Raw genomic sequence first — 11,948 nt, 5'->3', positions numbered from 1 at the left:
GCATGGTGCGACCTGATCATGTTCACCATGCCCGATGAATTGCAGGCCGAGACGTACCGCAAATACGTTCACGACAACCTAAAGGAAGGCGCGGCCATCGCCTTCGCCCACGGCCTGAACGTGCACTTCGGCCTGATCGAACCCAAACCCGGCGTTGACGTGATCATGATGGCCCCCAAGGGCCCCGGCCACACCGTGCGCGGCGAATACACCAAAGGCGGCGGCGTGCCCTGCCTTGTGGCTGTCCACAACGATGCAACCGGCAAGGCGATGGAAATCGGCCTGTCCTATTGCTCGGCCATCGGTGGCGGGCGTTCCGGCATCATCGAGACCAACTTCCGTCAGGAATGCGAGACCGACCTTTTCGGCGAACAGGCCGTTCTTTGCGGTGGTCTGGTCGAGCTGATCCGCATGGGTTTCGAGACCCTGGTCGAAGCCGGCTACGAGCCCGAGATGGCCTATTTCGAGTGCCTGCACGAGGTCAAGCTGATCGTCGACCTGATCTACGAAGGCGGCATCGCGAACATGAATTATTCGATCTCGAACACCGCCGAATATGGCGAATATGTCTCGGGTCCGCGCATCCTGCCATATGACGAGACAAAGAAGCGCATGAAAGACGTGCTGACCGATATCCAGACCGGCAAATTCGTGCGTGACTTCATGCAGGAAAACGCGGTCGGCCAGCCGTTCTTCAAGGCGACACGCCGCATCAACGACGAACACCAGATCGAACAGGTCGGTGAAAAGCTGCGCGGCATGATGCCCTGGATTTCCGCAGGCAAGATGGTCGACAAATCAAAGAACTAGGCTTTACCTTCGGCGGTTTCGCCGCCATGGTCGCCTGAAAGGCCCAAGCCCCGCGCTTGGGCCTTTTTTGACCCCGAATGACGCGATGACCCAACAACCCACCCTCTTCAACTGGCTTTCTGTCGCCGCCCTCGGCCTGATCTGGGGGGCGACCTTCATGGTCGTCGCCATCGCGCTGGAAGGATACGGGCCGCTGACCGTGGCCTGTGCGCGGACCACCTTGGGGGCGATCGCCCTTCTTGCCCTGATGCGTGTCCTGAACCGCCCGCTGCCAAAGCTGTCGGGTCGGCTGATCTATTTTCTGGTGATCATCGGTTTGTTGAATTCGGCCCTGCCCTTTACCCTGCTCAGCTGGGGACAGCAGTTCGTTCCCTCGGCCTTCGCGGGGATCGCGATGGCGGCGGTCTCGCTCTTCGTGCTGCCACTCGCGCATGTCTTCTCGGATGAACCGCTGACCTTGCGCAATGGTCTGGGTGTGGTCATGGGATTTGTCGGGGCGACGATCCTGATCGGACCGGGCGTTTTGCGCATCGGCACAGGGCTCGAGCCTTGGGGCCAGATCGCCTGCCTTGGTGCCGCGCTGTCTTACGCGGTGGCCAGCATCATGACACGCCGCTGCCCGACGATCGATCCGATTGCCATGGCCACCGCCGTTTTGGTCGTGGGATCGGTCGCCCTGGTCCCCGCGATGATCATGTTCGAGGGCGTGCCGGTGGTGGCAGACCTGCGCCCGACCGTCGCGATTGTCGTTCTGGGGCTGATCCCGACGGGGCTGGCGGCATGGCTGCGCATATCAACGATCCGCAGCGCGGGTTCCGTCTTCATGGCCCCTGTCGGTTTTCAGGTGCCGGTCTGGGCGATGATCTTCGGGGCACTTGTGCTGAACGAGGCGCTTCCCTTGCGTTTCTTCGTGGCCCTCGGCCTGATCCTGACCGGATTGGCGATCAGCCAATGGGCCAACCTGCGCAAGATCATCCGCGGCTAGACCGCCTGTTCCACCTCGGCCACGATCCCCTCGACGACCTGCGCCAATAGCGCGTCATCCTCGCATTCGGCCATGACACGGATCATCGGCTCTGTCCCCGACTTGCGGATCAGCAGGCGCCCTTTGCCAGTCAGCTTGGCTTCGGCATCGGCAATCGCGGCCTTGACCTTGGCGGTGCCCAAAGGGTCATGCCCTTGCGGATAGCGCACATTCTTCAGCATCTGCGGCACGGTTTCGAAAGTGCGGGTCAGCGCACTTGCAGGCAATCCGGAGTCGATCATGGCCGAAAGGAACTGCAACCCCGCAAGCAGCCCGTCCCCCGTTGTCGCATAATCGGTCATGACGATATGGCCCGATTGCTCGCCCCCGAGGTTCCAGCCGCCCTTGCGCATCGCCTCGACCACATAGCGGTCCCCCACCGAGGTCCGCTCCAGCCGCAGGCCGCGCCCTTGCAGGTAGTGTTCGAGGCCAAGGTTCGACATCACCGTCGCAACCAGTGTTCCGTCCTTCAGACGCCCCTGATCGGCCCAGCGCCCCGCCATCAGCGCCATCAGTTGATCGCCGTCAGCAACCTTGCCGGTCTCGTCGAGGATCATCACGCGGTCCGCGTCACCGTCAAGACAGATGCCGACATCCGCACCCTCGCGCCGGATCACCTCGGCGGCGAGATCGGTATGTGTCGATCCGCAGCCGTCGTTGATGTTGTAGCCATTCGGGTTGACACCGACCGGGATCACCGTCGCCCCGAGTTCCCAAAGCACCTCGGGGGCGACGCGATAGGCGGCGCCATGGGCACAATCGATCACGACCTTCAGACCATTCAGTCGCATCCCGTGCGGAAACGTCGATTTGATCCGTTCGGCATAGCGGAAACGACCATCATCGATCCGCTTTGCGCGACCGATGTTTTCGGCCTTGGCCGGGGTGAGATCACCGTCGATCAGGGTCTCGATTTCGACCTCCGCCTCATCCGAAAGCTTGAAGCCGTCAGGGCCGAAGAACTTGATCCCGTTGTCCTGATGCGGGTTGTGGCTGGCCGAGATCATGATCCCCAGATCGGCACGCATCGAGGTGGTCAGCAAGCCGACCGCAGGGGTCGGCACCGGGCCAAGCAGCAGCACATTCATGCCGGTGCTGGTCAGGCCCGCGGTCAGGGCGCTTTCGAACATATAGCCCGACAGCCGCGTGTCCTTGCCGATCACCACGCGGTGTCCGTTGGACCCGTCGTTGCGGAAATACCGCCCCGCCGCAGCGCCGATGCGCAGCGCCATCTCGGCGGTCATCGGATGGGTATTGGCCTTGCCCCGCACGCCGTCGGTGCCAAAAAACTTGCGCGTCATGTCATTGCTGCTCCGCCTATGGCCCATTCCAGATCGAGCGCTTGCTTGGTGGCGAAGATATCGTGAACCCGCAGGATTTGCACGCCCTGTCGCGCGCCCCAAAGCGCCACGGCAACCGACCCGCCCAAACGGTCACCCGCGTCCGCGCCCCCGCCGATCGTCCCGATGAAGCGTTTGCGCGAGGCACCCAGCAGGATCGGACAGCCCAGCCCATGAAAGACGGCGATGCCACGCAGGATCGTCAGATTATGCTCAAGCGTCTTGCCGAAACCGATACCGGGATCGACGACGATGCGGTCGCGCGGAACGCCCGCGGCCTCGGCCGCTGCAACACGCTCTTCGAGGAAATCGTAGATGTCGAGCAGAACATCGTCATACCGTGGATCGGCCTGCATTGTCTCGGGCGTGCCTTGCGCGTGCATGATGCAGACCGGCGTTCCGGCTTGGGCTGCAACGTCGAGCAACGCGGGATCATACGTGAATGCGGCCACATCGTTGATCATCGTGGCCCCCGCAGCGACGGCGGCCTGCCCCACGGCGGCCTTGCGGGTATCGATCGAAATCGGCACATCGCTGCCTTCCCGAATTGCCGAGATCACGGGCGCTGTCCGCCCGATCTCGGCCTCGACCGACACAACGCCAGCGCCGGGACGGGTGCTTTCACCACCGATGTCGATGATGCTTGCGCCCTCGGCCTGCATCGCTCTGGCGTGGGCGATGGCCATCTCGGGCTTGTCGAAGAGACCCCCGTCCGAGAAACTGTCGGGGGTGACGTTGAGAATGCCCATGACCTGCGGGCGGCGCATATCCAGACCGCAGATCGACGCACGGGGTGTCGTCAGCCGCGCCAGCACATCTTCAGGCAGATCGCCAGCGGGGATACGGCGGCGGCCCCCGGTCCGGTCAAGGACAATAGCCCTTTCGAACCAGCACAGCCCCCCTGCAAGCGGGAAACTATCAGGTGTCGGCAGTTCGCCGAAACGCAGAATCGGCCGGTAATAGAGCCTTGTCATAGCGTCGCTTCATCTGCCGCGTGGGCCCGCACCGGCACGTCCGATTGCGGCACATCCCCCCCGATCACCAGCAATTCTTTCGCCTGCATCTGTTGTGCGAACCATGCCACCAGCGCCACGGCATCGCGCGGACCGGCCGCAGGGCCATCAACCGCATCGAGAACGATCTTCGAGGGTGCCCAGATGCAGGTCTGCCCGTTCTTCATCGCCCAGTCGAGTTCGGTCCGCGTGCCCACGACCATCAGCCGGGCATCATGGGCGGCAAGCCGCCATGCGTTCTGTTCGATGGCAAGCAGGTCGATCCGGCGCTGTGCCAGCGCATTGTCCACCTGTGGTGCCGCGACATCATCCGCCCCCACGCAAACGATCAGCGGCGCATCGCGGGCGACCAGCTGGTCGATCCAGCCCTTCAGATAAGTCGATGTGATGGCCGCATTCGACAGATAGACAACGCGCGGATGCGGGGCCTCGACATGGTCCTGCCCGCCAGTTGTCGTGCCGTCCTTGCTGCGCACGATCTCGACGCCCAGCGCAAAGGGACCGCGATCCAGTTTTTCGATGCGGACAAAGACCCGCTCGGCCTGCGGCTGAACAAGGATGCGTTCGGCGACACGCGCGGCAAGGGTTTCCAGCAGGTTGATCCGCTCGGCTTCAAGCTCGATGGCGATGGCTTCGGTGACCTTGTCATAGGACAGGATACGGTCGACATCATCGTCGATGGGGCCGCTGTTCGGCGTCACCTCGACCACGATGTTGAAGCGCACACGCTGCATCTTGCCGCGCTCCTGCTGGAACGCGCCGATTTCAACCTCGACGACATAGTCGCGCAGGGAAATGCGGTCGCAAGGGGCTTGGCTGCTGGCCTCGGCGCGTTCGGAGGGATGCGCGAAGGCAAGACGGATTTCGTCGGTCATGGGATCGCCCCGCTGTCTCTTTTCAGGCCCGCATACATCAAACGCGCCCGATGCGACAAGCATCAGGCGCGACAGGCACAACCTCAAGACCGACCTACATCGATGCGGTGCGGATCGGCTGACGATAGAAGTAATGCGACCCGATCGAGGCTGTGCGCGGAAAGCGCTTGGCCCATGAGGGGCTAACGGCCTTCGTGTGATAATGCGTGGCACCGCCTGTCAACGCACGTGGCGCGCCATCAAGCAGGATCGCCGCAACCTTGCCGACACGTTCCCAAGCGCGGGGTTCGTTGATCGTTTCGGGGTTACCGTCGCAGGTATAGGTGAACTGGCAGGCATAAAGTCGCCCGGTCCCCTGATTGATCACACCACACAGCGAGTCGGGATAGTCGTCGCTGTCGACGCGGTTCAGGATGACTTCGCCAACGGCGAACATGCCACGCACGGTCTCGCCACGCGCCTCGAAGTAGAGCGCCTCTGCAAGACACTGCCACTGCTCGCCACCTTGCGCGGCCGGCAGAGAGGCAAGAAACTCGCCATCGTAAATTGTATTGCTTTCGGTCGCCAGACCACGCTCTTCGGCTGGTGGCAGGCTGGTCAGAAGGCTCAGGCGGCTGTCGGGCACGACCGAGAGCGCTTGGCGTTCCTGACCCAGAATGGCGCTCAAACGGCTTGCGAGCACCTCATCGGCAGCGGCAGGGACCACGCCGAAAGATATTGTCGCCGCTGCAACTGCGGCGCAGATCGTCCTTACAAATGTCATTTTTCCCACCCAGGAAAGTGCAGGCCTAGCCCCTACACCGGCGAGGGGGTTTCTAGAACATGCAGCCTTTCAGGTCCACCCCTTGGCTACCCGGGTGCGGCAATGGAGCTACCCTTTCAGGGCATAACACAAGATATGCAACAAATTGCAGGATTGAACGCGATCAAACACAATATATAGCGTTGCCCTATTGCGACAGGCGGTCGGCAATCGCCAATTGGGCGGCCGTCAGGCGCGAGACAGGCACACGGAATGGTGAACAGGACACATAATCAAAGCCCCTCTTGCGGCAAAAATCGATCGCGGATCGGCTGCCACCATGTTCACCGCAGATGGACAGGGTGATGTCAGGATGTGACCGGCGTCCACGCGCGGCGCCCAGCGCGATCAGTTCGCCTACCCCTTCGATATCGAGTGTGTGGAACGGATCTTCGACATAAACGCCCTGCTGGACATAGGACGACATGAACCGTCCGGCGTCGTCGCGCGACAGACCATAGGTCATCTGCGTCAGATCGTTGGTCCCGAAAGACAGGAAGTCGGCATGTTCGGCGATATCCTGCGCCCGCAAACAGGCGCGCGGCGTTTCGACCATCACACCGAGCCGGTAATCGAAATCCGCCTTGTTCTTGGTGCGCACGACATTGGCGATGACTTCGATCCGCGATTTGACCAGTTCGACTTCACGCATGGCGCTGACCAGCGGGATCATGATCTCGGCTGAAATGGCGATGCCTTTCTTGCCCACGGCCACGATGGCCTCGAAGATCGCGCGGGCCTGCATGTCGTAGATCTCGGGGATGGCGATGCCAAGGCGCACCCCGCGCATCCCCAGCATCGGGTTGTATTCGGCAAGGGCATCGACGCGCGCTGTGACCTCGGGCAGCGGAAGTGCGACCTGTTCGGCAAGATCGCGCAGGCCCGCCTTGTCCGAGGGCAGGAATTCGTGCAGCGGCGGATCGAAAAGGCGGACGCAGACGGTCTTGCCCGCCATGATCTCGAACAGTGCCTGAAAGTCCGCCCGCTGCATCGGCAGCAGACGGTCAAGCACCTCGCGGCGGTCGTCGCCATCCTCGGCAAAGATCATCTCGCGCATGACGCCAAGGCGGTCGCCCTCGAAGAACATATGCTCGGTCCGGCACAGACCGATGCCTTCGGCGGCGAAATTGGCGGCGGTCTGCGCATCGGCGGGGGTGTCGGCATTGGCGCGCACGCCGATGTCGCGGAATTCATCCGCCCACTCCAGCAGGGTCTGGAAAGCGCCGTCCAAAGCCGCCTCGACCGTCTTGGGCTCGCCCAGCAGGACCTGTCCGGTGGTTCCATCGACGGTGATCATCTCGCCTGCATGCAGGACACGCCCGTCTGCGGCGACGATCTTGCCGGTCTTGCGGTCGATGGACAGATCCGAAGCACCGACGACGCAAGGCAGCCCCAGACCGCGCCCGATGACGGCCGCATGGCTGGTCACCCCGCCCCGCATGGTCAGCACGGCCGAGGCCGCGTGCATCCCGCGAATATCCTCGGGCGTGGTTTCACGACGGACAAGGACACAAGGCTCGCCCCGAGATGCGCTGGCCTGCGCGTCAGAGGCGGTCAGCACGATCCGGCCCGAGGCCGCCCCGGGACTGGCCGCGATCCCCTGAACCAGGATGTCGCGCGGCGCGGTGGGGTCGATCTGGCGATGCAGCAATTCCGACAAGGCGGCAGGTTCGACCCGCATCACCGCTTCTTCACGCGGAATGACCCGGTCCTCGGCCAGCGCCACGGCGATCCGCACCGCGGCACGGGACGACCGCTGGACCCGCACGGCGTCGATGATCCGCAAAGCGCCGTCTTGCAAGGTGAACTTCACTTCCATTTCTTCGCGCAGCCGCGCGCGGCAAAGATCGCCATAGGACACCAGTTTCGCGTATTGATCGGGGCAGAGATCCTCGAGCGATGGCCCCCGCGGGTCGCGCGTCAGATAGAGCGCGCCTTCGGTCTCTGGCCCGAGCGCGCGGGTGCCGGCCAGATGCGAACTTACATAGCGACCGATGATCCGCGGTGCGCCCGAGGTGCCATCGACGAACTGGATCACGCCCTGACCGCATTCGCCGCGTCCCGTGCCTGTCGCCATGGCCTGCACCACCAGCCCCAGCCCCGCATCCGCAGGCGCACCCTTGGCTTGCCGCAACAACCGCGCGGTCGTCCCGTCCCAGGCCCGCGCCATGGAGCGCAGCACCTCGGCCAGTTGGGAGTCCACATCCTGCGGGAAGGGCTCGTCCGTTTCATATTCGAAGGTCGCCATCATCGCCTTGAGGCTTTCGGCATCCGTCACATCCGGCATGTGGAACTCGTCCGGATCGAGCCGCGCCACATGGATCGCGTAGGACTGGATGAAACGCAGATAGAGCTTGGTCGCGGTTTCTTCGCCCAGCCAGTTGATCAGCTCGACATAGCGGGCGTCGTTCATGCCGACGTTCAGGATAGCGCTTGGCCCGCCCCAGTCAGGGTCTTGGCTGGACGGGCGGACAGACAAGAGCGGGGCATCGCCGAAAGGGGCCAGCAAGTCCGCAAGATCGGGCAGATTGCCGATAGCGGCGTCATGCACGGCGTCAAAGGACAAGGCCACCGTCACCGGCACCGGCATCTCCATCCGGACAAGCCGTTGCAGGCACTTCGCCCGCCCCCCGTGGACCGATGGCGACATGGCCGCCGTCGGGGTGATCAGGGTCAGGGGCTTGTAGGTCGTCTGTTGCTGCACTGCGGCACCGTTTATTGCGTAGGTGCAGCATAAGGGAAACCATGCGCCCCTGTCCAAGAAAGTTTACGGGGCCGCCTGTCTAACCTTCGATTTTCGTCAGATCGGCCACGGACAGGCAGATTTTCCTGATCCGCGACAGAAGGTTCAGACGGTTGCGCCGCAGGATCTCGCTGTCGGCGTTGACCTGCACATCGGTGAAGAAGGCGTCGATGGGCCCGCGCAGCGCGGCCATGGCGGCCATGGCGGTCCCGAAATCCTCGGCCTGCATGGCGGGTGCGATCTTGGCTTCGGCTGCGTCGAGGGCGGCGAAAAGGTCTTTCTCGGCCTGTGCTTCCGCGAATTTGATATCCGCGCCGTAGGAATACTCGACGCCGTCCTTATCCTCGGCTTGGCTGAGGATGTTGTTGGCGCGCTTGAACCCTTGGATCAGGTTTTCGCCATCGTCGGTGGCGAGGGTCGCGGCCAGTGCCTCGGCGCGTTTGACAAGAAGGGTCAGGTCGTCGTTGCCCGGCATGGCAATGCAGGCGTCGATGATGTCGTGACGAATGCCCTTGTCGCGGAGGAAAACCTTGAGGCGGTCGTGGAAGAAGGCGAGGAGGTCGTCACTGGGATGAGGCACATTTGACCAATCAATCCCAAGATCAAGCAGGCTTGTGCTAACTCGTCCCGCTGCCTTCCGCGCCTCGTAGACTTTCGCATAGATTTGGTCAGCCTCGTTAGGAGACACTCCCAGCCATTTGGCCGCAGCGGATTTTTGATCTAGCTCGTCACGTTGGATTACAGAGCCAAGAGCATCATCATGAGGCTGATAGGCAGTTAGGATGAGTTCTCTAAGGCCTAGCGAAATCTGATTTTCGAGCATCAATCGGGTAAAACCTAAGGCGGCTCGACGTAGGGCAAATGGGTCTTTGCTCCCTGTCGGTTTCTCATCAATCCACCAAAAGCTTGCCAGCATGTCGATCTTGTCGGCCAAAGCCACGGCAACGGACACCGGCGCTGTCGGCACATCATCGGACGGACCGAGCGGGGAGTAATGCTCAAGACAGGCTTCGGGCACGCCGTCATCGTGGCCCGCCGCCTTGGCATAGTAGCTGCCCATCCGCCCCTGCAATTCGGGGAATTCATAGACCATTTCCGAGGCCAGATCGGCCTTGGCGATCCGCGCGGCCTCTTCCGCCAGATCGGGCTTGGCCCCGACCATCGGCGCAATCTCGCGCGCCAGCGCTGCGATGCGGTCGATCCGTTCGGCCTGCGAGCCAAGCTTGGCGTGGAAGGTCACATTGGCCAGTTGGTCGGTCCAGGCCTTCATGCCCTGCCGTTCGACCGTGCGCAGGTCGTTTTCCCAAAAGAATTTCGCATCCGACAGCCGCGCCGACAGCACCTTCTGGTTGCCCGCCAGAATGGTCGCGCCATTGTCGGCGGTTTCCATGTTCGCCACGGTCACAAAACGTTCGATCCGGCCTGTCTTGGGGTTCCTGACGGAAAAGAACTTCTGGTGTTCCTTCATCGAGGTTTGCAGCACCTCGGGCGGGAGGCCCAGGAAATCCTCGCCGATCTGCCCGATCAGCACGACAGGCCATTCGACCAGCCCCGCGACCTCGGCCAGAAGGCCCCTGTCCTCGACCACCTCAAGCCCCAGCGCGAAGGCCTGATTGGTGGCCGCGTTCCAGATCGCCTCGGCCCGTTCATCGGCGCGCAGGATCACATGGGCGCGCTTCAGCTTTGCCTCGTAATCATCAAAAGACGTGACGGAAAATGCATCCGGCGTCATGAAGCGATGGCCGCGCGTGGTCTTGCCAGAGGTGATCCCGTCGACATCCAGCGGCACCACCTCGGCCCCACCCTCGTCCACCAGCAGGCAGAGGATGGAATGCAGCGGGCGCACCCATTTCAGGGTCCCCGCACCCCAGCGCATCGACTTGGGCCAAGGGAAGGTGCGGATGGTGTTTTCCAGCACCTCGGCCACGATCTCGGCGGCCTTGCGGCCGGGCCTTTCCAGCACGGCGAAATAGACCTCGCCTTTCTTGTCGTCGCGCACTTCGAGGTCGTCGATGCTTAGCCCGACGCCACGCAGGAAGCCTTCGATCGCCTGCGCCGGGGCACCGACCTTGGGGCCACGACGTTCCTCACGCACCGCGTGGCTTTCCGCCGTCAGCCCCTCGATGGACAGCGCCAGACGCCGCGGCGTCGAAAAGGCGGCCGCCCCTGCATAGGTCAGCCCTGCCGCGACCAGCCCGTCGGTGACCATCTTGCGCAGATCATCGGCGGCTTTGCCTTGCATCCGCGCGGGGATTTCCTCGGAGAAGAGTTCAATCAGAAGATCAGGCATCAATTCAGACTTTCGGGTGGAGTGGGGCAGCCCTCGGGGACGGGTTCGCGGTTGAAGACCACTTCGCCGCAGGCGTTGATCTGGTGCCATGCATAGCCGCGACCGTCGGGGTAGACGGCGACGACGCGGTCGATGCCATACTGGACATTCTCGATGCCCATGAAGACCACCGCCTCGGTGCGGATGTCGGCACCGATCTGTTCGGCATCGAAACAGTCGAACCAGCCGGGCGCGACACGCGGCTCGGCATCATCGACGATCACATAGGTCTCGGTCAGCGTGGCAAGGCTGATGGGCGTGGTGAAACAGGCGCGATAGCGCAGCGGGCTGGAGACCGCGTCGATGGCGTCGAAATCCGCGATCAGCAGCGGCTCGGGCTGGCCGGTGATCAGCGAGGTCAGCACCACGGCATCGGGGCTGAACGCGACCTCTTCGTAATAGGCGTAGACCTGCAGGTAATACATCAGCCCGCCCGCCACCGCACTGATCACAAGCATCCCCACGATAATCACCCGCGCCATCAGGCCGCAGCCCCGCCTGCTTCTGTCTGCACGAAGGCATCGGCACAGGCCTTGGCCAGCGTGCGCACCCGTCCGATATAGGCCTGCCGTTCCGTGACCGAGATCACCCCGCGCGCATCCAGCAGGTTGAAGACGTGGCTGGCCTTGATGCATTGGTCATAGGCGGGGTGCGCCATGATGATCCGCTTGCCTGTCTTGGGGTCCGTCGCGGGCGCGTCCAGGATGCGCTGGCATTCAGCCTCGGCATCCAGAAAGTGCTGCAACAGCACATCCGTATCCGCCACATCGAAGTTCCAGCGGGAATATTCCTGCTCGGTCTGGTGGAAGATATCGCCGTATTTCAGCGCAATCGGCGCCTCGGGATCGTTGAACGGCATGTCCATCACGTGATCGACGCCCAAGACATACATCGCCAGACGTTCAAGCCCGTAGGTCAGCTCGCCCGAGACGGGCTTGCAGTCATGGCCGCCGACCTGCTGGAAATAGGTGAACTGGCTGACTTCCATCCCGTCGCACCAGACCTCCCAGCC

General features: G+C 62.8%; 10 protein-coding genes. 2 read left to right on the top strand and 8 right to left on the bottom strand.

Annotated elements, in window-relative coordinates:
• Both ilvC and V7N12_RS11830 read left to right on the top strand, forming a co-directional pair.
• Positions 1-810 (top strand): ketol-acid reductoisomerase (gene ilvC / locus V7N12_RS11835; RefSeq protein ID WP_333714785.1); only part of this gene is annotated, 810 nt, incomplete at its 5' end.
• A gap of 85 nt (positions 811-895) precedes the next feature.
• Positions 896-1,795: a DMT family transporter gene (locus tag V7N12_RS11830; RefSeq protein ID WP_333714784.1), complete on the top strand. Its 900-nt coding sequence runs from the start codon at positions 896-898 to the stop codon at positions 1,793-1,795.
• On the opposite strand, the gene glmM is transcribed toward V7N12_RS11830, so the two are convergent.
• From glmM to V7N12_RS11790, 8 genes are all read right to left on the bottom strand, one after another.
• Positions 1,792-3,135: a phosphoglucosamine mutase gene (gene glmM, locus V7N12_RS11825; protein WP_333714783.1), complete on the bottom strand. Its 1,344-nt coding sequence runs from the start codon at positions 3,133-3,135 to the stop codon at positions 1,792-1,794. The genes V7N12_RS11830 and glmM overlap by 4 nt on opposite strands.
• A complete protein-coding gene (gene folP, locus V7N12_RS11820; protein WP_333714782.1) occupies positions 3,132-4,148 on the bottom strand; it encodes a dihydropteroate synthase in 1,017 nt (338 codons plus the stop codon). The genes glmM and folP overlap by 4 nt, the downstream gene beginning before the upstream one ends.
• Positions 4,145-5,062, bottom strand: coding sequence for a dihydroneopterin aldolase (locus tag V7N12_RS11815; protein ID WP_333714781.1), 918 nt, complete (start codon positions 5,060-5,062; stop codon positions 4,145-4,147). The genes folP and V7N12_RS11815 overlap by 4 nt, the downstream gene beginning before the upstream one ends.
• A 94-nt stretch (positions 5,063-5,156) precedes the next feature.
• Entirely contained in the window at positions 5,157-5,825 is a 669-nt protein-coding gene (locus V7N12_RS11810; RefSeq protein WP_333714780.1) for a cell wall hydrolase, read from the bottom strand.
• Between the two features lie 187 nt (positions 5,826-6,012).
• Entirely contained in the window at positions 6,013-8,568 is a 2,556-nt protein-coding gene (locus tag V7N12_RS11805; protein ID WP_333714779.1) for a putative PEP-binding protein, read from the bottom strand.
• A gap of 79 nt (positions 8,569-8,647) precedes the next feature.
• Positions 8,648-10,897, bottom strand: a complete 2,250-nt coding sequence (glyS, locus tag V7N12_RS11800; RefSeq protein WP_333714778.1) for a glycine--tRNA ligase subunit beta — start codon at positions 10,895-10,897, stop codon at positions 8,648-8,650.
• On the bottom strand, positions 10,897-11,418 hold the full coding sequence (locus V7N12_RS11795) for a DUF6446 family protein (RefSeq protein WP_333714777.1): 522 nt from the start codon (positions 11,416-11,418) through the stop codon (positions 10,897-10,899). Before V7N12_RS11795 ends, glyS begins: the two co-directional genes overlap by 1 nt.
• Positions 11,418-11,948 (bottom strand): glycine--tRNA ligase subunit alpha (locus tag V7N12_RS11790; protein ID WP_333714776.1); only part of this gene is annotated, 531 nt, incomplete at its 5' end. The genes V7N12_RS11790 and V7N12_RS11795, both read right to left, overlap by 1 nt.

Origin of the sequence: Yoonia sp. (assembly GCF_036770585.1) — a bacterium.
In the GTDB taxonomy this organism is placed as follows: domain Bacteria; phylum Pseudomonadota; class Alphaproteobacteria; order Rhodobacterales; family Rhodobacteraceae; genus Yoonia.
This window is presented reverse-complemented; position numbering and strand designations above follow the sequence as displayed.

Bases quoted from the DNA above. Each gene is read 5' to 3' on its own strand.
- V7N12_RS11830 (WP_333714784.1), top strand. From the start codon at position 896: ATGACCCAACAACCCACCCTCTTCAACTGGCTTTCTGTCGCCGCCCTC.
- glmM (WP_333714783.1), bottom strand. From the start codon at position 3,135: ATGACGCGCAAGTTTTTTGGCACCGACGGCGTGCGGGGCAAGGCCAAT.
- folP (WP_333714782.1), bottom strand. From the start codon at position 4,148: ATGACAAGGCTCTATTACCGGCCGATTCTGCGTTTCGGCGAACTGCCG.
- V7N12_RS11815 (WP_333714781.1), bottom strand. From the start codon at position 5,062: ATGACCGACGAAATCCGTCTTGCCTTCGCGCATCCCTCCGAACGCGCC.
- V7N12_RS11810 (WP_333714780.1), bottom strand. From the start codon at position 5,825: ATGACATTTGTAAGGACGATCTGCGCCGCAGTTGCAGCGGCGACAATA.
- glyS (WP_333714778.1), bottom strand. From the start codon at position 10,897: ATGCCTGATCTTCTGATTGAACTCTTCTCCGAGGAAATCCCCGCGCGG.
- V7N12_RS11795 (WP_333714777.1), bottom strand. From the start codon at position 11,418: ATGGCGCGGGTGATTATCGTGGGGATGCTTGTGATCAGTGCGGTGGCG.